This window comes from Chryseobacterium sp. UF-290, from assembly GCF_058245615.1.
Genome location: NZ_JBSICB010000019.1, coordinates 1 through 20,264 on the forward strand (window position 1 = coordinate 1; position 20,264 = coordinate 20,264).

The 20,264-nt window shown below is 36.6% G+C and carries 15 protein-coding genes and 1 CRISPR repeat array; of the genes, 7 read left to right on the plus strand and 8 right to left on the minus strand.

The genetic code is table 11. The features are described 5' to 3' along the window. Window positions 1-27: 27 nt before the first annotated feature. A CRISPR array of direct repeats spans window positions 28-855; the repeat unit is 48 nt; unit sequence GTTGTGAATTGCTTTCATTTAATCACTAACTTTGTGATTATACACAAC. Between the two features lie 57 nt (window positions 856-912). The 3 genes from cas2 to cas9 are packed head-to-tail and all read right to left on the minus strand — an operon-like array spanning window position 913 to window position 6,383. Further along, the gene (cas2, locus tag AC4IF5_RS17765; protein WP_115963743.1) at window positions 913-1,251 is read right to left on the minus strand and encodes a CRISPR-associated endonuclease Cas2; all 339 of its coding nucleotides are present in this window, start codon (window positions 1,249-1,251) and stop codon (window positions 913-915) included. Continuing rightward, complete coding sequence (gene cas1, locus AC4IF5_RS17770) at window positions 1,248-2,141, minus strand: type II CRISPR-associated endonuclease Cas1 (RefSeq protein WP_490736866.1); 894 nt, start codon at window positions 2,139-2,141, stop codon at window positions 1,248-1,250. The genes cas2 and cas1 overlap by 4 nt, the downstream gene beginning before the upstream one ends. A gap of 27 nt (window positions 2,142-2,168) precedes the next feature. Further along, window positions 2,169-6,383 carry a type II CRISPR RNA-guided endonuclease Cas9 gene (cas9, locus tag AC4IF5_RS17775; RefSeq protein WP_490736868.1) on the minus strand — a complete coding sequence of 1,405 codons (4,215 nt, stop codon included), beginning with the start codon at window positions 6,381-6,383 and terminating at the stop codon, window positions 2,169-2,171. 469 nt (window positions 6,384-6,852) lie between these two features. Between cas9 and AC4IF5_RS17780 the strand changes: the two genes are divergently transcribed. Next, a complete protein-coding gene (locus AC4IF5_RS17780; protein ID WP_490736870.1) occupies window positions 6,853-8,976 on the plus strand; it encodes a Tex family protein in 2,124 nt (707 codons plus the stop codon). 41 nt (window positions 8,977-9,017) lie between these two features. Beyond that, window positions 9,018-9,653 carry an HAD family hydrolase gene (locus tag AC4IF5_RS17785; protein WP_490736872.1) on the plus strand — a complete coding sequence of 212 codons (636 nt, stop codon included), beginning with the start codon at window positions 9,018-9,020 and terminating at the stop codon, window positions 9,651-9,653. 229 nt (window positions 9,654-9,882) lie between these two features. Here AC4IF5_RS17785 and AC4IF5_RS17790 read toward each other — a convergent pair whose 3' ends face one another. From AC4IF5_RS17790 to AC4IF5_RS17800, 3 genes are all read right to left on the minus strand, one after another. Continuing rightward, window positions 9,883-11,454, minus strand: a complete 1,572-nt coding sequence (locus AC4IF5_RS17790) for a M20/M25/M40 family metallo-hydrolase (RefSeq protein WP_490736874.1) — start codon at window positions 11,452-11,454, stop codon at window positions 9,883-9,885. A gap of 447 nt (window positions 11,455-11,901) precedes the next feature. Next, on the minus strand, window positions 11,902-13,056 hold the full coding sequence (locus AC4IF5_RS17795) for a hypothetical protein (RefSeq protein WP_490736876.1): 1,155 nt from the start codon (window positions 13,054-13,056) through the stop codon (window positions 11,902-11,904). A gap of 393 nt (window positions 13,057-13,449) precedes the next feature. Further along, the gene (locus tag AC4IF5_RS17800) at window positions 13,450-13,626 is read right to left on the minus strand and encodes a histone H1 (RefSeq protein WP_002978882.1); all 177 of its coding nucleotides are present in this window, start codon (window positions 13,624-13,626) and stop codon (window positions 13,450-13,452) included. Window positions 13,627-14,313: 687 nt separating this feature from the next. Here AC4IF5_RS17800 and AC4IF5_RS17805 point away from each other — a divergent pair. The 3 genes from AC4IF5_RS17805 (at window position 14,314) to AC4IF5_RS17815 (ending at window position 17,176) form a co-directional block, all read left to right on the plus strand. Then, window positions 14,314-14,829 carry a hypothetical protein gene (locus tag AC4IF5_RS17805; protein ID WP_490736879.1) on the plus strand — a complete coding sequence of 172 codons (516 nt, stop codon included), beginning with the start codon at window positions 14,314-14,316 and terminating at the stop codon, window positions 14,827-14,829. A 137-nt stretch (window positions 14,830-14,966) separates the two neighbouring features. Next, window positions 14,967-15,881 carry a helix-turn-helix domain-containing protein gene (locus tag AC4IF5_RS17810; protein WP_490736881.1) on the plus strand — a complete coding sequence of 305 codons (915 nt, stop codon included), beginning with the start codon at window positions 14,967-14,969 and terminating at the stop codon, window positions 15,879-15,881. An 89-nt stretch (window positions 15,882-15,970) separates the two neighbouring features. Next, entirely contained in the window at window positions 15,971-17,176 is a 1,206-nt protein-coding gene (locus tag AC4IF5_RS17815) for an MFS transporter (RefSeq protein WP_490736883.1), read from the plus strand. 37 nt (window positions 17,177-17,213) lie between these two features. Here the strand turns inward: AC4IF5_RS17815 and AC4IF5_RS17820 are convergent, their stop codons facing one another. After that, window positions 17,214-17,564 (minus strand): DUF488 domain-containing protein, encoded by a 351-nt coding sequence (locus tag AC4IF5_RS17820; protein ID WP_490736885.1) that lies wholly within the window; start codon window positions 17,562-17,564, stop codon window positions 17,214-17,216. Between the two features lie 230 nt (window positions 17,565-17,794). Here AC4IF5_RS17820 and AC4IF5_RS17825 point away from each other — a divergent pair, with 230 nt between their 5' ends. Both AC4IF5_RS17825 and AC4IF5_RS17830 read left to right on the plus strand, forming a co-directional pair. After that, complete coding sequence (locus tag AC4IF5_RS17825) at window positions 17,795-18,244, plus strand: MarR family winged helix-turn-helix transcriptional regulator (protein ID WP_490736887.1); 450 nt, start codon at window positions 17,795-17,797, stop codon at window positions 18,242-18,244. Between the two features lie 24 nt (window positions 18,245-18,268). Then, window positions 18,269-19,117 carry a universal stress protein gene (locus AC4IF5_RS17830; RefSeq protein ID WP_490736889.1) on the plus strand — a complete coding sequence of 283 codons (849 nt, stop codon included), beginning with the start codon at window positions 18,269-18,271 and terminating at the stop codon, window positions 19,115-19,117. 13 nt (window positions 19,118-19,130) lie between these two features. Here the strand turns inward: AC4IF5_RS17830 and AC4IF5_RS17835 are convergent, their stop codons facing one another. Further along, window positions 19,131-19,727 carry a Crp/Fnr family transcriptional regulator gene (locus AC4IF5_RS17835; RefSeq protein ID WP_490736891.1) on the minus strand — a complete coding sequence of 199 codons (597 nt, stop codon included), beginning with the start codon at window positions 19,725-19,727 and terminating at the stop codon, window positions 19,131-19,133. Between the last annotated feature and the right edge of the window lie 537 nt (window positions 19,728-20,264).

The window sequence follows — 20,264 nt, forward strand, 5'->3', positions numbered from 1 at the left end:
AATGAAGTTTTCCCAGTTATCCCAAAGGTTGTGAATTGCTTTCATTTAATCACTAACTTTGTGATTATACACAACTCTAATACCTTGTTGATAGGCCGTCTTTGGGTTGTGAATTGCTTTCATTTAATCACTAACTTTGTGATTATACACAACCTCTTTAACTCTTTGCGGGAATAAAGGATCGTTGTGAATTGCTTTCATTTAATCACTAACTTTGTGATTATACACAACGAAGCCAATAAAAGGAACTTTTATACTTACGTTGTGAATTGCTTTCATTTAATCACTAACTTTGTGATTATACACAACGCGAATGGAATAAATATGATGATAGAACGAGTTGTGAATTGCTTTCATTTAATCACTAACTTTGTGATTATACACAACAGGTTGAAATGGTTACTCAATTGCTTGACGGTTGTGAATTGCTTTCATTTAATCACTAACTTTGTGATTATACACAACTCATTTCTTCTTCGCCAAAGACGTCCATTGGTTGTGAATTGCTTTCATTTAATCACTAACTTTGTGATTATACACAACAAAATTATTCATTTAACATTAATGAGGATGGTTGTGAATTGCTTTCATTTAATCACTAACTTTGTGATTATACACAACTCGCTGTACTTTTTATTTACGAACTTGTACGTTGTGAATTGCTTTCATTTAATCACTAACTTTGTGATTATACACAACACACATGGAAATGTAGTGATTAACGCCGACGTTGTGAATTGCTTTCATTTAATCACTAACTTTGTGATTATACACAACCAAATTTGAACATGGTTTGCGGATACATATGTTGTGAATTGCTTTCATTTAATCACTAACTTTGTGATTATACACAACCTCAAAATTTAATCCGTTGAAAATCAACGGATTTGTTATTTATTTAGGATTTAAAAATTAGAATAATTCAAGTTGCTGGAAGGTTGGCGGTGGCTCTTCTTTATTTCTGGCAAAAAAGATTTCAATGTCTCCAAATTGCTTATCTGTAATACACATAATCGCTACTTTTCCGGCTTTAGGCAGCATGAACTTTACTCTTTTTATATGGACTTCCGCATTCTCCCGGCTTGGACAATGACGTACATACATAGAAAACTGAAAGAGAGTAAAGCCGTCATCAATCAATGCTTTGCGAAAACGGTTCGCATCTTTCATATTAGCTTTGGTTTCCGTTGGCAAATCGTATAATACTAAAACCCACATAATTCTGTAAGCATTAAACCTTTCGGAATTCATATCAACTCAGGATAAGCAATGAGACGTTTTTCTCCTGTATAACATTTGTAAAGCGAAGTAGCCGTTGTTTTTACTGCTACCAATAGTGGTCTGGTTTTACCATCAATTTTCACATCTTTTGTTGCTATCTGCAACATATGAGCTTTAAACGCTTTCGTCAGTTCATCAGAATTTGGATTCTTCGTTAACCAATCCATAACCAGCAAATCTATAAACGGACGGTAAGGTTCCATCAGATCATCAGCCAGGCAATAGGGATTGTATTTATTTTTATGGAAAATTCCCAATACCGGAAGCAGTCCTGTTTCAACAATTGCCCTTGCAACAATACTCCGCAAAACAGAGTACCCGAAATTGAAAAACTGATTAGGGAAATCTCCAAAACGCCCTCTAAGAAAATCCAGGCTGATCAGATATTTCCAGTAATGCTGCGCTGCAATCCCTTCCATATTGGTGATATCACCGCTTTTTACATTCTTTTGATATTCCGTCATGGGTTCGTAATAATTCCCCAGTCTTAATAAAACATTTTTCTGATTTTCAATCTTACATTCTACAGTCTGTTTCCAAAGTTGTTTTTTAAGAGGTTCACTGGCCTCCAGCTGATCTTTCACTCTATCAGAATGTTCAGTATGCCCATACATCGGAAGCATTATTCCATGGGGCAAATGATGGGTGTCACAACTAATTACCACTACATTATTGCCCATCATTTTCTGGATCAGCTGGTGCGAAACTGTAATTTGAAAATGATCCAGCATCAGCAATCCCAAATCCTCCACAGGAATACTTCCCTTCTCCGATTTTGTTTCAGGGCAAAGAATTTTCATCTGCTCGTCTTTGAGCCTGAGATACGCTGGATTGCCAATATAGATGGAACGGGTGATCATTAGTAATCATTTTATTATTTACTATTTCTATTCTCCTACCTGAACAACTTTACCAAGATGATTGAGTCTTATCTTCAAAATATTTCTAATCCCAGTTAAACCTTCTCTTTTCCAGATGATTCCCTTTAGCTTAGCATTATCTTCTACATTGGTTTCCAAATGATGTCTAAAGAAATAATCTTTTGTGGCAATTTTCTGTACCCTAAACAAATTCTTAGAAATCAAGCTCAGATTCTTTTCATCAAACAAATCGATTTCTTTTGGATTAAAATCTTCCGAAGGGAATAAAAACATCTCATTCTGCTTCATTGTGAAAAGAAACTTCCATCCTGAATCGGAATTATATTCTTTATCAATAATTGAAAGTCCCTGATTCACCCTTTCTACCGCTTCATAAAAACTCACAACCTTTTCCTGTAAGTTTCCGTTGGCATCTTCATAAATAGCAACGTGATGATTATTTCCCGTACTCACAAAATCCACAGGTATTTTATTTCCGTTTTCATCAAGAATTTCTTTTCCAAAATGGTCTTTTTTGTAATGCAATGTTTCGGCATTATTGATTCCTGTTATGGTTACCGTTTTTATTGCAATTCCTTTAGATTCATTCAGCCAAATGGGATTTTTTTCTAAATCCGAAAATGCTTCTTTGGCATTTCCATTGAATTCGTCTAAACGTTTTTTTAAGATTTTTTTTACTCCTTCATCAACAATCTTATCTAAATTTTTATAATCTTTAAAATTATCAGGATTTACAGCTTTTCTTATGGTGTAGCCTGTTTCATACCAGGCTAAGGCTACACTTTCAGGCACTTGTTCGGTTCTATCGTCACCCAGATAAATTGGATTTTTAGCCAACGAATTTTTCCCTGTAAACGCTTTTTTAGAATCTCCTCCAAATTCTTGTAAACGCCCGAACAAAGCTTTTCTATATGTATCATTCTGAACTTTATTAATGATTTCCTCATCAAACTTTCCGGATATTTTTTCTTCTTTGATTTTAAGAAACTTTGCGCTTCCGTAAATGGTTTCTTTATGAAGCTGTCCTCTCGGTGTCAAAACTACTTTAGAAACTACCCCACTCCTTTTCTTCGTTGTATTAATATTTTTCGTAACGACTTTATTTTTTGCTTTATGTGAAATCAAAACCTCTTCCAAATGTTTTCTGGCTTCGGTTCTGAAATTTTTTATTGGTAATTTGAACTTTCTTTCCCTGGAACCATTTTTCTTTTCTATGATTTCTGTAATCTTATTTTCAATGGCAAAAATATTCTGATGTTCCCTGTGTTTTTCATCTTTCCGGGCATTCAGATAATTGAGATACTGAATATGGTTATGTGTTGTAAAAGCAACCGTAAGAGCATCCACTGCGTGATGACGATGGTCATTTCTCTTGGTCCAGTCAATGATTCTTTCTTTTTCTTCTCCTTTAGAATTGGTAATTAATTCAGTTAAACCTGATGTTCTGTACTTTTCAAGGTTAAGTTCTTTCATCGTATTTACCAAATTCCAATCTTCACGTAACTTATCGGTGATTCTACCGGAAGTAGAAACCACGGTATTGGTAATTCCAAACAATATTTCTTTGGCTTTTTTGGCAATATACTGTGTGTCCCGTAAATCTCTTTCAATAAAACCTTCACCAATTTCGCTTCCTTTTTTCTGAAGTTTTTCGTATTTAGCTTTAGAAATTGCCCCTTTGTCAAATAATTCTTTAATGATATTGAGAAATTTTTCTAACTTTTCTTTTCCTTCAATTTCCAAATAATCAAAAGAAGTAAAGTTTCCTTTTTTCAGATTGGCGCCTCTCGGCACAATAACTTTATTGGAAAAACTATCATCAAAGAACCGGGATTGCGGAATAATATGGTCGATATCATATTTATCTGTAAAAAGTTCTTCTCTCTTAATCTGAGTGTCTGTATACAAATCTTTGAACAGATTTTTTTCTAATTCCAGATACAGTTTATATCGAATAATATCATTTCTTGATGGTATTTTTATTCCGAATTCTTTCTGCAAAATTTCCGCATATTTCTGATGAAGCAAGGTTGCTTTGCTGATTTCAGCCGTCATATTTGCTCTTTCCTCAGCATTTTTCTTAAGCTCACGAGCCAATTCTATTCTGATCTCATCCGGTTTTCCATATTCTTTTATGATTTCGTTTACCAGATTGATCATTTGGTTCAAAATCTTTTCAACAACCGGATTTCTAAGTGCATTTTTAGGTAAAATTTCTAACTGCTCTTTCAAAATTCTGTTTGCCAATTGTTCTTTGGTAAATGATTTTGAATGATTATAACCTGCCATTGCAGTTGCAGAAAGAACATTATTTTCCGTTGATTTCTTCGCAAATGGCAAACCTGCTTTCAGATGAGGAATAATCTTTCGCATCGCTTTGGTGCTCAAACTTCCGTAATCCTGAGAAAAAGCAACATCAGCCAATATTTTAGAATGCTCTTTTCTGAACCCCAATTTTTTCTCTAAAAGTTCATACAATTTTTCATTTCCGGACGGAGAATCATCACCTTCATAAGAATACAACAAATGCCAAAGCTGATAAGATTCCTGCATTTCAAAATCCTTTCCTTCAAGCTCAGGATTGAAATCTAAAACAGAAGTTTTAATTCCCAGTTCACCCAATTTTTCCTTTACAAATTCTTTTATTTTATTGGCAGAAACGGAGATTTTAGAAACTTTTATTTCATCATCTGCATTGAGTTTAAATTCTTTTGGAAATTCTACCTCTTCATTGGCCAGAATCCTCAAATAAGCATTATAAAGATTTTCGTTGGTTTTATTTCCATCAATCTCTTTGAAGTTACATTTCCATTCTTTTGAAGGATACCCAAGCAAATCAATAACTTCCTTCGAAGAAAGATTTCCCTTTATATTTAAATTAGTGAAGATAATTTCTTTATGTTCTAACTCTAAAGGAAATATTTCCTTAGTTTCTACATTTTTAAATTCTAAATCATTTAATCTTTGCCAGATTTTAAACTCCTGAAATAACGGAGATGACTTTGGAGCAACCTTCAGACCAACAGTTTTCTTTTTGATTTTTCCGTTTTCTGTGATTTCAATTTCCCTGTTTTCAAACTCACAAATACTGATTAACCCCTTTTGAGATTTTAGTTTTCTTTGATAAAAAATAACGATGTCCCGGACTTCAACCTTTAATTTATCCGTTAATTCCGGATGAGATCTGGATTGAGTTTCCCATATTTTCTCAAATTCATCCAGGTAATCCTGTCTGTAAAAAACCTGATTTTTTAATTTGGCATGCGGATTTTTTTGAAGCTGGGCATAAAGATATTCACCAACTGTTTGATGATTAAAATAGAGATCTTTGCTTCTATCGCTGATTGCTCCAAGATAACCGCTGGAATTATTAAGATTACCGTTAATTTCCTGAAGTACAATTGCCAGACTTTCAAAATCCATTTGTTTTTTTACCGCATCACTTCTCCAAAGATATCTTTCAATTTTCTTTTCCTGCGCAGTTCCGGTTTGCTTGATTCCAACAAGAGAAAACGGTTCTTTTACAATTGCCCAGGTTGCATTTTTATTTTTCCCTTGTAATTCTTTGTAGAGATTTTCTGTAAAAATTTCAGGATTAAACTGCTTTTGAAAATTCCATACTTTATCAAATTCAGCTTGCAAATCAGAACGGTAAAAATCCGGCAATTGCTTTTTGCCTTGTATTAAAAGCCGGTAAGAATATTCTCCCGGCGTCAGGTTTTCTTCATACAATTTTTTAGCAACAGACATTCCGTCAATGATTTGTCCATCTTCATCGTTCTTTGCTTTTCTGCTACTTTTGTACCCTCTTTTTTTATTGATTAAAAGTAAAACCCTGGCAAAATCAACCAATTCAATTTTTTCTTTTGCAGCTTTAGCTCGTAATTCCTGGGTTTGAAACGTGGAATTCTTCCCAACCTCTGTGAGCAAATCTCCTTCTTTCAGAATATTTCCTTTCTTTAAAACATCAATAAGATGAGCTCTTCGTAATTTGAATCTTTGCAGGTTTCTTCGTGCACTTCTTGCTAAAGTTCGTCCGGCATTGGTTGTAATAGGTTTTCCTTTTTCAAAATTAATTTGCTCATCAACAGTTAGTGGATTTACACGAACACCTAATTTTATAATCCTATTATTTTCAGGGTTTTTAGAATCTTCCTGAACCAAAGCCCAGCCGATTGAAGAAACACCCAGGTCTAATCCTAAAATATTTTTTACACTCATTTTCAATAATTTACAACAAAATAGCACACAAATATAAAAATAATTTGTGTTTCAGTTATCAATTATATAAAATTATATATCTTTGTTTTTAGAAAAGGATAATTTCTGACGAGAAATTATTATTAAGGTCCAAACTTAATACGAAAATCCCCCGAAGTTTTTTGCTTTTTCTATACAGTGGTTATTTTATAATTGATAACTATTGTGAATTGTTTTCATTTTAATCCTAATAAGAGTTTTTACTTATTAGGATTTCTTTATTTTAAAGCTATAACATTATCTGCTAAAGTTAAATCTTAAATTTTTATAATAATTACGGTTTTCCGTATTTTGAATAAAAATATAATTTTTACATTTGTACCGAAAGCAATTCACAATAAGGATTATTCCGTTGTGAAAACATTTAAGGCGGGGCAACTCGCCTTTTTTCTTTTTAAAAACCCTATTTTAGCGATCCGAAAACAGAACAATGACGACCGTAGAATTTATACAGAAGCAGCTCAATATTCCTGAAAAGAGCATCAACAATACCTTACAACTATTAGCCGAAGATTGCACGATCCCTTTTATTTCCCGTTACCGGAAGGATAAAACCGGAAATCTCGATGAGACCCAGATCGAGCAGATTGCCAAGATCAGCAGGCAGTTTGAAGAGATTGTGAAGAGAAAGGAATCTATCTTAAAATCTATAGAAGAACAGAAGGCTTTGACGCCTGAGCTTAGACAAAGAATTGAGGATAGCTTTGATCTTCAGGAGCTGGAAGACCTGTATCTGCCTTTCAAAAAGCGTAAGAAAACCAAGGCTGACACAGCTAAAGAAAAGGGACTGGAGCCTTTAGCTAAAATCATTATGAGCCAGAAGAATGATGATGTTCAGTTTCTGGCTTCAAAATATCTGAACAATGAAGTTTCGTCAGAAGAGGAAGCTCTTCAGGGCGCCAGAGATATTATGGCGGAATGGATCAATGAAAATATGTATGTCCGTAAAAATCTTCGCCGTATTTTTCAACGGAAGGCTGTAATAACGTCTAAAGTTGTGAAAGCTAAAAAAGAGGAAGAAGATGCACAGAAGTTTTCCCAGTATTTTGAGTGGGAAGAAAACCTCAGCAGAACTCCATCCCACAGGCTTCTTGCTATGCTGAGAGCAGAAGCGGAAGGTTTTGTGAAAACGAATGTCGGCATTGACAAGGAAGAAGCGATCGACTTTATTGAAAAAGCCATCATCAAATCCAACAATGAAAGTTCGGAACAGATAGCTCTGGCCATAAAGGACAGTTATAAAAGACTTTTGGAACCGGCTATATCCAACGAAGCGCTTCAGGAAGCTAAAGAAAAGGCAGACCAGAAAGCTATTGAAATCTTTTCCGAAAACTTAAGTCAGTTACTTTTGGCTCCTCCTTTGGGAGAGAAAAGGATCTTAGCCATTGATCCGGGATACAGAAGCGGATGTAAAATAGTATGCATAGATGAAAAAGGAGATTTGCTCCATAATGAAACGATCTATCCCCACTCTCCACAGAATGAAAGCGGAATGGCCATGAAAAAGATCCGTTCTATGGTCAATGCTTACCATATAGAAGCCATTTCTATCGGAAACGGAACCGCGAGCCGTGAAACAGAATTCTTTATTAAAAAGATCGCCTTTGATAAACCATTGCAGGTTTTTGTAGTGTCGGAAGCGGGAGCGTCGGTTTATTCTGCAAGTAAAATTGCAAGAGATGAGTTCCCTACGTATGATGTGACTGTGCGGGGTGCTGTTTCGATCGGAAGAAGACTTTCTGATCCGTTGGCCGAGCTGGTAAAGATCGACCCGAAGTCCATTGGTGTAGGGCAATATCAGCATGATGTAGATCAGACCCAATTGAAGAACGAGCTGGATTCTACCGTGATGAAGTGTGTGAATTCCGTGGGCATCAACCTGAATACCGCCAGTAAATCATTATTGAGCTATGTTTCCGGAATTGGTGAAAAGATGGCTGAGAATATTGTCAATTACCGGGCTGAAAACGGCGCTTTTGAAGACAGGAAGCAGCTGAAAAAAGTACCAAGACTTGGAGAGAAAGCTTTCCAGCAGGCAGCAGCTTTTGTGAGAATAGCCAATGCTAAAAACCCGCTGGATAATTCTGCCGTACACCCTGAAGCTTATGGAATCGTAGAAAAAATGGCCAAAGATATGGGCATCAAAACCCATGAGCTGATCGCCAATAAGGAAAAAATCGCTCTGGTGAAGCCTGAAAATTATATTACAGGAGAAATCGGGATCTTAGGTGTAAAAGATATTCTGAAAGAGCTGGAAAAACCAGGTTTAGATCCAAGAAAAGCAGCCAAGGTATTTGAATTCGATCCTAATGTAAAAAGCATTAAAGATGTAAAAGCAGGAATGATCCTTCCCGGAATCGTTAATAATATTACCGCTTTCGGGTGTTTCGTCGATCTAGGAATCAAAGAAAGCGGACTGGTACACATATCACAGCTGAAAGAAGGATTTGTATCTGATGTGAACGAAGTGGTAAAGCTCCACCAGCATGTAAGGGTAAAAGTAACGGAAGTGGATGAGGCGAGAAAAAGGATTCAGCTGAGCATGATCCTGTAGTTTTGTGATACCAATAGAAATTAAGAGATAAACACAGTACTTTGAAGTATAAAAATTTAATTTTCGATTTAGACGGAACCTTATGGGACCCCAGAGCGACAATCATAGGAATTTGGAACGATGTTTTACACCGGCACCAATTCATTGAAAAGGAATTAAAGCCGGAAGATATGGATCAATATATGGGGCTTCTGGCAAAAGATATTCTGAAAGATATCATACCCGGTATTTCTGATCACCAGGTTGCGGAAATTCTTTCTGAAATTGTAAGAAATGAAAATCAGATTTTGCGTACCCTTGGCGGGATCTTATATGAAGGGGTTGAAGAAACCCTTAGATATCTTACCCATGACCACAATCTTTTCATTGTAAGCAACTGCCAGAACGGATATATTGAAGCGTTTTTAGAATATTATCAGTTCAATGATCTGTTTATAGATTTTGAATCTCACGGACGAACCCAAAAGCCGAAGTCTGAAAACATAAGGCTTATTATGGAAAGAAATCATTTATCTGTAGAAGATTCTGTATATATTGGTGACACCCAGACCGATTATAATTCTGCAGCATCAAATGGCTTACCATTTATTTTCTGTGCATATGGTTTCGGAAAGTTGGATACCACAGATTACAAACCTTCTGCATCGCAGTTTTCGGAGATAAAGCTCCATATTTAAGATTTAGCCACGGGTACACGAATAAAATCATTTGTGCATTCGTAGCATTATAAAAGCAGGAGTGATTCGAAAGAAGTTATAAGTAAAAGGGCTGATTCTTTACTGAACCAGCCCTTCCATTTATAATTTAAATTTGTGGATACTTAAAGAATCGGATTTGTTCATCAGATGAAGCTATTCTCTATCTTCGGACTTCAAACAACTTCCAGCTTCCAGCATCCATTCATAATTATTTATACTCTTTCGAACTTCTCTTCGGTTCCTTCGCTTCCGGCCATTTCATTGTTTCCCCTTTTTCATCCTGTGGCATTACCCTTTTTTCCCTGTCGGCCAATTCAGGATCTTCAGATGCCATATAAGCCAATGCAGCTGTTAAAACTACATTATTTTTCACTTCATCAAAAACGATCTTATCATATGTATCTTTTGTCGTATGCCATGTATACCCAAAGTATCCCCAGTTCAAAGAACCTAAAGAAATTCCCGGCACTCCGGCAGCTACAAAAGAAGCATGGTCAGAGCCTCCTCCGCCAGGCATTCCCGGGAAGTCGGTTTTGATATGGCTTCTTACCGATTTGGGAACTCCGTCAAGCCATCTTCCGATATAATCATAGGCCTTCACAAACCCTTGTCCACTGATATTCACCACACGACCTGTTCCATTATCCTGGTTAAAAGCAGCCTGTACTCCTTTTATAATTTGAGGATTATCTGCTACAAAGCCTCTGGATCCGTTCAATCCCTGCTCTTCACTTCCCCAAAGTCCTATTACGATCGTCCTTTTATTGTTGGGATAATATTTTTTCAGGATTCTCATCGCTTCAAGCATGGTAAGCGTTCCTGTTCCGTTATCTGTAGCTCCCTGAGCGCCATCCCACGAATCAAGGTGAGCGGAAAGAATGACATACTCATCAGGTTTCTCTTTCCCTTTGATCATCCCAATGGTATTGAAGCTTTTAGCCTCAGGAAGAATTTTCGATTGAGCATCTACTTTGATCTTAGGCTTAGCCCCTTTTTCTGCCATCCTGTAAAGCATTCCATAGTCTTCCACATCAATATCGATCATCGGGATTTTTGATGTTTTTGCCCCAAATATCCGGTTGGCTCCCATAATCCCTGTCCAGTTTGAAATAGCAATTCCTGCCGCTCCTGCTTTTTCTAAAGCTTCCGGAAGTGTATTGTTGTCATAACCGATATTCTTTACATATGCTGTAAAGTCTTTTGCCGCCTGCTCCTTTTCCGCTTTAAGCTTTTCATAAAGATCCGGTGTGGCAAATTCCTTGATCTGCTCATCAGAACGTCCTATTTTTTGGTATTGAGCCATCAACACAATTTTCCCCTTTGCAGAAGGTAGCCATGCATCAAACTCGGCTTTAGAGGAAGCTTTGGGAAGAATTACAACTTCAGCTTCTATAGCCTTTTTTGTTGCCGGACTCCATGCAAGCTGTGTTGCGGATAAAGATTTCACACGTGGATAGATCATATCTACATGGGTTGTACCTCTCTGCCACCCTTTCCAGGTTCCAAATTGCTGAAGATTGGCCTCTATTCCCCATGAACGAAGCTTACCTGCACTCCATTCATTGGCTGCCAGCATTTCCGGTGTTCCCACAAGACGGGGTCCTATCCCATCCAGCAGCTCATAAGCCATGTTTTCAAGCTGGGAATTGCTGTTTACTTCATCTACAAAACTTTTTACGATAGGGTCAAGCCTCTCTTTCGGGTCTACTTTTACCTGAGCCCATGAAAACTGAGCAGCCAGCATGAGGGCTGGCATTGCAAAAAATCTATTTATCCTCATAATATATATTGATTGGTTTAAAGATAAAGGAATTTAAGGAGATGATGAAGTAATGAAAGCAAAAAAGTTCCTGTACAACAATATTGTGAACATTTTTCTCATGTATTTAATTAAATTACAACTGCACTTTGAGATGAGCCGATCTTAAAAGATTTTCTAAATCTGCGGAATGTTCTTTCACATCAGTTTTATAGAATAAAAATATTATACAAGATGACAACTACGGCATTGATAAACTCACATAAAAAACATAGAATAAAAGATATTTATGTTTACACTATCAGAAAAATCCGCCTGATCCAACTGATCTGCGAGACTTTATTTAAGCAAAATTGTTTGACCGCTAATGCACCACGAATAAAAAAGTTGAATACTTCATCATTTAAATTCATGAAAAAGACCGTTACAGTAACGGTCTAAAATATCATTTCCAGATTCAATAAAAAATCATTTTCCATTGACAAAAGCTTTTTCCTCTTCGGAAAGCAATGTTGTTCCCGCTTTTTCTTCTTTCACTGCCACATTATTCCAGATGCTGATATTGAAGTCTACCCTTGGATTTAGGCCTTTCTTATCCGCTTGGGCAAATGTATTGTAGATGATCTCACGGCTGAACTTTTTCACATGGGTCTCATCGTTATAAAAAGCGGTAAATTTATCTCCTTCAAGCCTTGTCATTGCAGGAACATAGGAACCGTTCTTCTTATAGAAATCAAAGATAAGAGAAGCATCACCAAGCTTGTAATCGAATTCCCTTCCATCGGTCATCTTCTTTTTCATTACCGGATAATCGGTCTGGAAATAGTGGGTTTCAAAATAAGTGATGGCTTTGTCCTTTGTATTATATTTAAATTCTCCTTTCATCTGAATTCCACTTACAGAATTAATCTTAAAGGTAATCAGCTGTTCGTCTCCTTCTTCAAAGATCAGTCTCCCTGAATATTTTACTCCCTTTCTGTTCAAATGCTGAAGCGTTCTGTAAAGTTCATAGTTCAGGAAGTAGTTCCCCAAATATTCATGAGTAAGTTCATTGGTCTTGCCGGTGAATACGCTGTCTGACTTTATACTTTTAAGATATTTTACAGTATTCAGCTGCATCTGAAGAATTTCATCATAGTCTTTACGGAATCCTTCTTTAAAGTTATACTTATTATCCTTAGCCCAGAGCTTAGCTTCTGCAATCACCAGAAAATACAGCTTGTCATTATCAAAGCTTTTTTCCTTGTAAACAACATCATACTGAGACGGCTCATTATAATATCTTTTCTGATAGTTCTTGCTTACATCCTGAAAGATCTTACGGACATCAACGTTGACAATCTTTATCTCACCAATATCCTTATAGAGGGGATTAAGCTTTATTAAAGGATTAAAATCCGGAACATTTATTTTCTGATACCCGGAAGCAGATATTTCGAACCCGCCGGCATCTTTACTGACAGGTGCCAGGCCGTCTTCATTGGTATAAATAATCTGGTCACTGAGAAGAATTCTCGCATTGGAGATGGGATTCCCGTTTTCAGAATCAACTATTTTAATTTGCTGTGCATGGAACAGTCCAAAAAACAGGATCAATAATAAATATAAATAAGAGTGTTTCATAGGTATCAGTACATTAATTTTAGAATTAACTGTACAAATATATAGGCTGAACCACAAAGGAAAGTATAGGTTTAATATAATTTAATAGTATTTAACTTTTGGAATTTAATTTTGGGAAAGTATTTTAAAAACTAAGAAATTTTAACGTTTAAAAAACGAACCTGCAGGGATTTATTAAAAGGACTCAATGATAGTCTGTCAAAAAGCAAAATATAACAGATGATTTTCCGATCAGATGGAAACTTTATTTTCAGCCATGAATGTACCGATATTAGTGCACTCGTGGCGAAAATAAAAAAGCGGATCTTTTTTGTAGAGTCTGCATGTGACATGATTTCTCCACCAATCCGGATATAAAAAAAACCGGCTCCTGAGAACCGGTTCGGGAACAAATTATTTTTTTGCTTCTTCTACAGAAACTTTTCTAAATTCTTTGAACAGTTTGCTAAGCTCTAAAGCTGCTTTACGAGCTCTTGTACCTGCTGCTTTGTTTCCTTTTTCTGCTTGCTGGTTCGCCTCAGTAGTGAACGCTTCAAATTCTGCGTTGATTTTTTCAATTAGTTCTTTCATTTATTTAAAAATTTAGGCTGCAAATATAGGTTTTATGGTGATTCCAGCCTAACTGGAGCGAAAAAAGTTTGGGTTAAATGATTAAAATCTTCACTTTCACCTCAATAAAAGTGCGTTTTTGAAATATTTACCCTCCAAAAAGGACCGGATAACCCGGATTCAACCCTCATCTGGAGCACCCTGAAAGGAATTCTTTCGAATTGCTTTTGCATCATTTTGCATTCAATCTCAATTTCTATAAAATAAATTTTTACAGAAAATCTCACGTTTATAATTTCATAAAAACCAAAGTAAAATTAGGGCGACAATTGACGGTTTTTATTTTAAAACAATTGATGATATTCCACAGCTGGAGATTGATAAAAGCAAGAACATACAATATAGCATTAAATAAAAAATAATAAGAAAGCTTTTATTCTAAACACTTTAGTCCACTTAAGTTAGTTTAAAATGATACTGTATAAAAAGTTCACATAAGAAGAAAATCAAAGATTTTCATAAAGCTCAAGTGACTTATTGCGCAGTAAGCTTTTGACTTAAAACAACTTAAGTATCTAATCTTTTTGGGCTTTTGTAGTTTTCGTTGGAAAAGTCTAAACAGCTTTTTAAGATCTGTATCTGTAAGATTTTAACAAACTGTGCCCTTTTCCAATGAATTAATCTTCTAAATTTGAATAAAAAAGACTCATGGATATCATTTCAAAATTTACAGTGGGTTCTGAAGAGGGAATTTCTGATCTTATAGCCATCATCGATTCTTCGGTTTATGCTCTTCACAAAGACTTCGTTGCTGAAGAAGACATCAAAAAATACATCAGGAACGAAATCGATCCGAGAAAAATGATCAACGACCTGAATAACCTTTCCAATCAGCTCATCATGACCTATGCGGATCAACAGCCTGCAGGATACAGCATCATAAAAAGCGGTTCTCTGTATCCCGGAATATCTGACGGAAAAAGAGCTACAGAAATCAGTTTTGTCATTCTTCCCGAGTTCAGCTCACCGGAAGTAAGACAGTCACTATGGAAAAAGAGCAGATCTGCGGTAAGCTTCTCAGATGTAATATGGATCAATATACTGGCTCATGATCCGCTTCTGGAGTTTTTAAAGGAATCCGGTTTTACTTCAGTTGCAGATTCCAGAACCGGGCCTTTTCAGCTTCCGTCACATATTTTAGAAATGGAGATCAATAAAAGTTAAATTTTCAGGCAAAGTTCTTGAAGCAGATTATTTCTTATAAAATACGCCTCCTGTAATGAAAGCAAGAAGTATTATTACTCATTGCTTATTATTCATTACTCATATTTACGTATCTTTGATTTTTATAATTTACTACCATGAGCGATCAGCTGGAAACCATACAGGATTATTACAGACGTATCCGTAAAGAACAGATCAAAATGTTTGATACGGAGGATTTTGAAACGGGTAAGTCGCATTTCAATATTTCTATGCGGAGATACTGCAGCTTCAAGAGTCCCTACAACCGGCGTGATTATTATAAGATCAGCTTTATGATTGGAAAAGGCACGATCCATTACGGTACCCATCAGCTGTATATCGACCGGCCGGCGCTGTTCTTTCCTTCCCCCAGCATTCCCTATTCCTGGGAATGTGAAAGTGATTTTCAGGAAGGCTATTTCTGTCTTTTCAACCAGGAATTTTTTCACGGAAACTCTGAGTTCAATCTGTTTAAAAAGACCTCGCTGTTTAAAGAATGGAGCAAGCCCGTTGTCTTTCTGACAGAAGAGCAGACACAGCTGGCTACGCTGTATTTTGAGCAGATGTATAAACTGAACAATTCTGCGTATCCTTTCCGGTGCAGCAGTATTAAAAGCCACCTGGCCTCCGTGCTGCATCTGGCACTGGAAAATCGTGTAGAAGATATTCATCCTAATGAACTTCCGGCAAATATCCGGCTGTATAAATTATTTGATGAGCTTCTCAACAAGCAGTTTCCGCTGGATTCTCCCGCTTATCCACTCGCATTAAAGACTCCTGCTGATTTTGCGCAGCACCTGAATGTACATGTCAACCACTTAAATTCATCGGTGAAATCCGTCACCAATCTTACGACAACACAAATCATTAAAGAAAGGATGTTTGAAGAGTCTAAAAACCTGTTGAAATATACGAATTGGGATATTGCTCAAATAGGATATACATTAGGCTTTGAACAGCCCTCCCATTTCAACAACTTCTTTAAAAAACATGCCCAAACCTCACCTTTGAAATTTAAAAGTTCTTTATAAATATTTGAATTTTGTAATTTTTACTTTGTCTTTTAAAATTCATTTCAGTATTTCTTACCTTATTTTTGCATTGTAAAAAATGAATGAATATGTTGAGAGAAGCATCTGAACAGCGTATCAGATTAATAACCATTATGGCCTTTGTGTCTATCCCGCTTTCGGGATTCGTCACCGATATCTACTTACCGTCGTTCCCCTCTATGGCTAAGGAAATGATGGTTTCCGAAAAAGATATCCAGATCACGTTAACGTCCTATCTGCTGAGCTATGGAATTTCACAACTGTTCGTAGGCGGAATTCTGGACAGTATCGGCCGCTATCGCCCGAAATTATTAGCGTTATTCACATTGATCATCAGCAGTATACTGATCACAATGACCAACAGCATTCTGCTGATCTGCCTGCTCCGCATCCTTCAGGGGGCCGCTGTCTCTGTACTGGTAGTCGCCACCCGTGCGATTTTTGTGGACATCTATGATTCGGAAAGGGTGAAGCATTATTTAAGCTATTTCACTATTGTATGGTCCTGTGGTCCCATTCTGGCTCCTTTTCTTGGAGGTTACCTTGAAAAGCTTTTTAACTGGCATGCGAATTTTTATTTCCTTGCTTTTTATGCCGGATTTTTGTTCTTATTCGAATGGTTTTTCAGTGGTGAGAGCCTGCCTCAGAAAAAGAAGCTTGACCTTTCGGAAAATATCAGCCTTTATAAGATGATGCTCAAAAACAGGATCTTCATGTTAGGTATTTTCATCTTAGGATTAAGCTATTCTATTGTAATGCTGTTCAATATTACCGGACCATTTATCATTGAAAATACATTCCATTTCACTCCCGTAGTCATTGGATACTGTACTTTGATCTTAGGTTTTTCATGGATGATCGGTGGGTTTATAGGAAAACGCAGACTTACTCTTGACTTTAAACCGAGAATTTTACAGCCTGTCATGCTGCAGTTATTCCTGATCATAAGCCTGATCATTACCAGCTATTTTGCAGAAAGTCTTTTCATTATGATTCCGTTTGCCTTTTTTATCCATATCTGTTCCGGGATCTTATTTACTTCATTCTTCACGACAAGTATGCTGTATTTCCCAAAAAATGCAGGAACAGCAGGCGGGCTGATGGGTGGATTGGTGTATGTGATCACCTCTGTTACCAGCTTTATCATTTCTGTAAGCGGAACGGTGACGGAACAAAAAGGGCTTTCCTGGCGCTACCTTATCATAGCCTGCTTATTGCTCGGGATCATCCTCATTATGAACCAAGCCGTAAAAAAAGAAAAAGCAGGGAATTGATCTCTGCTTTTTTATGATGGTTCCTGGAATAGAATTTTTAAAGGCTTTCCAGGTATTGTTTTAAAATGAGCGGATGACAATGCTCTTCATCTTTTGCGGCATATAACAGGGTTATTTTTTCCTGATCTTTATGACGCTTCAAAAAGTCTTTTCCCAGATTGGTCTCATGAAGTTCCTTTATATATTTTCGTGAAAAATCCTCCCATAGTCCGGGGTTGTGATGAAACCATTTCCTAAGCTCTGTGGATGGTGCAAGCTCTTTATCCCATTCATCAAGAGCAGCATTTTCTTTAGAAAGTCCTCTGGGCCAGAGGCGGTCTACCAGAATCCGGCATCCGTCATTAGGGGAAGGGGGTTCGTAAACTCTTTTTAAGGCAATTACAGGCATTGAGGTGGTACTTTTTAATATTAATATGAGTAAGCTCGCTTATACCGCTTTCTGTATTTTAAATATAACAAAAACATTTTTATTCTGCTTTTCCTTTATAAGCTAATCAATACTATTTTGCCGCCAATTAGTTTTAATTAAAACTAATTTTGCGTATATTTGTTATGAAGATTGATAGAAGAAGGCTCTTCACACGTTTACGCCCATAAGGGCTTATCTTTATAAAAAACATGACTGCAAAACAAAATAATATTTCAGTACTGGCCTTAGAATTGGGCCTGGCGATGGGGGAAATGAAAAGCCGTCTGCGGCAAAAGATTCAGACTACCATTAACGCCTATGATCCTGATCTCTCTTTTGAGCTGATTGAGATTCTGGGACTGCTTTCACGTAATGACGGCATTAATCAGCAGGAGATCGGAAATAAAGTAAGCAAAGATAAGTCGAGCATTACCTACCTCATCAACAGCCTTGTAAAACGGGATCTCGTTGAGCGGATAGCTTATAAAGATGATAGGAGAAACAAACAGATTTTCCTCACTCCAAAAGGGAAACAGACCATAGAAACTGTTTATCCGTGGGCTCTGGATCTTTACAAAAAAGCAGCAGGCAACCTCCGGGAAGATGAGATCAGCCAGATGCTTCTTTTAGTAAAAAAAATGACCGCTAATCTGGAATGATCAGGCTTTAAAAATGAAAACAATATGAGAACTATCCTTGTACCCGTTGATTTTACATCAACCACAGAGAACGCAGTAAAAACTGCCGCAGATTGGGCAAAGCAGTATGAATACCAACAGATCATTCTCTTAAAAACGGCAGGAGAGTCTGAGTTTGATTACCTCCACATTGCAGAAGGCCATTCGTTTGCCAATGAAGAAAGCATCAACAATCTGCTGAAAAGAACAGAAGCGTTATTTGATCACCTTAGCGATATTATTACAGAAAAGTCGCCGGATATAAAGGTTTCAAGAGTATTAAGCGATTGGGCGCTTACCAGAAGCATCAATGAGCTCCTAAAGAATCAGCCGTCGGTAGAGCTGATCATCCTGGGAAGTGATGATCCAACCTCGCCAAATGAAAGCTTTGTTTCTGATCATATCATAAGCATTGCAAGGACAAGTCCTGTAAAGACGTTAATTGTTCCCAACAGCTATAGTTACAGCACCATCAGGAATATATTGATTCCTTGTGACATCAAGGGTATTAAAAGACTGGAAAGGCTGTTTCACCACAAATCTATTATTCATAAGCAAGATGTCCGTCTCCTGTTTTTAAACATCAGTACCAGTGATAAAAATGATATTGACGCTGATCAGAAAAGAGAGTTGGAAGACTATATTCACCAGCATTTAACTGAAATTCCAAGCAGCATTCACTATTCTTATGATGAAAATATCATCAACGGGATTCTGAATTTCGCAGCTTCTAATGAAACCGAACTAATCATTGCATTACCGGGTAAACACAGTTTTCTGTATTATCTGGCAAGCAGAAGTATTTCTGAAGGAATCTACCGGAATACCAGCCAGCCTGTTTTAATCTTAAAATAGTGTTCTTCCACGATTAATAATAAATCTTTGTACTGTCAAGCTTTACAAGCTTTTGTTCCTGCATTTTTTTGACGTACCTGATCACCGTTTCCACCCGGAGCCCGGTTAGGGTTGCTATTTGCTGTCTGGTATAAGGAATCGGAAAAGAATATATCTCTTCAAATCCAAAGTATTTTTTAATGTGATCAAAGAGTTTCTGAAGCTTTATAATAGGATCAGAAATAGCCAGGAAACTGGAAATCAAATACCTGAAGTGTAACCTGTCAGCAGTATAATGATTAAGTTCCAGCATCAATGACGGTTTTTCCAGCAGCATTTGTAAAAACCTGTTTTTCGGAGTCTTTATAATTTCGCAGCTGGTCACTGCAATGGCATTAACGGCATAATTATGTCCTGTAAACAAATAGCTTTCTCCAATACAATGCCCCTCAAAAGGAAAGCCATGTACAAACTCTTTTCCATCTTCCAGAAAGGTATTCAGCTTTACCGTTCCGGTTTTTATCTGAAAGTAGTATTTGGCCACTACTCCTTCCTGAAAAATATAGTCTGCCGCATTATATTTTTCCAGTTGAGCTCCATGAGAAAATAATAAGTCTTCGCATATAATCATCTTGCCATTATTAATTGGAGTAAAATTAGGGAAAGAATGATGAATCTTGCAACTTATTAAATACCACACTTACAACAGCCAATTTTGAGAAAGCATAAAAAACTGAGTTCGGGATAAGACATTTTATTTTAAACTGAATAAGGAAGCTGGAGGCTGGAAGAAGGAAGTTATTGAGGTCTGCAAAACAGATGGAAACCAATTATTCATATTTTAAGATATACCTCATCAGGTTATTACCATAACAGTCAGAAATTATTTGTGCACTATTAACTTCCAGCTTCCAACCTCTTAACCTTGATTTCTTATCCCAAACTTAGGTTAAGAAAATAAGATTTTATCAATTATCAGTGATAACTCTCTTTTTATAATTGAAATTTAGCCATTCTATTATCCGGAAGAGAGGATCAGGATTGTACTCTCTTATTTAAACCTCCTCATTATTTAAAATAATTCTAAATTAAGTGAAAACCATACGTTTAAAAACCCTTTATTTAAAAGCCTTCCAAAGATATTCACAAAAAGATAAACAAAAAATTA

Coding starts and splice junctions, on each gene's coding strand:
- cas2 (WP_115963743.1), bottom strand. CDS start 1,251: ATGAATTCCGAAAGGTTTAATGCTTACAGAATTATGTGGGTTTTAGTA.
- cas1 (WP_490736866.1), bottom strand. CDS start 2,141: ATGATCACCCGTTCCATCTATATTGGCAATCCAGCGTATCTCAGGCTC.
- cas9 (WP_490736868.1), bottom strand. CDS start 6,383: ATGAGTGTAAAAAATATTTTAGGATTAGACCTGGGTGTTTCTTCAATC.
- AC4IF5_RS17780 (WP_490736870.1), top strand. CDS start 6,853: ATGACGACCGTAGAATTTATACAGAAGCAGCTCAATATTCCTGAAAAG.
- AC4IF5_RS17790 (WP_490736874.1), bottom strand. CDS start 11,454: ATGAGGATAAATAGATTTTTTGCAATGCCAGCCCTCATGCTGGCTGCT.
- AC4IF5_RS17795 (WP_490736876.1), bottom strand. CDS start 13,056: ATGAAACACTCTTATTTATATTTATTATTGATCCTGTTTTTTGGACTG.
- AC4IF5_RS17800 (WP_002978882.1), bottom strand. CDS start 13,626: ATGAAAGAACTAATTGAAAAAATCAACGCAGAATTTGAAGCGTTCACT.
- AC4IF5_RS17805 (WP_490736879.1), top strand. CDS start 14,314: ATGGATATCATTTCAAAATTTACAGTGGGTTCTGAAGAGGGAATTTCT.
- AC4IF5_RS17810 (WP_490736881.1), top strand. CDS start 14,967: ATGAGCGATCAGCTGGAAACCATACAGGATTATTACAGACGTATCCGT.
- AC4IF5_RS17815 (WP_490736883.1), top strand. CDS start 15,971: ATGTTGAGAGAAGCATCTGAACAGCGTATCAGATTAATAACCATTATG.
- AC4IF5_RS17820 (WP_490736885.1), bottom strand. CDS start 17,564: ATGCCTGTAATTGCCTTAAAAAGAGTTTACGAACCCCCTTCCCCTAAT.
- AC4IF5_RS17825 (WP_490736887.1), top strand. CDS start 17,795: ATGACTGCAAAACAAAATAATATTTCAGTACTGGCCTTAGAATTGGGC.
- AC4IF5_RS17830 (WP_490736889.1), top strand. CDS start 18,269: ATGAGAACTATCCTTGTACCCGTTGATTTTACATCAACCACAGAGAAC.
- AC4IF5_RS17835 (WP_490736891.1), bottom strand. CDS start 19,727: ATGATTATATGCGAAGACTTATTATTTTCTCATGGAGCTCAACTGGAA.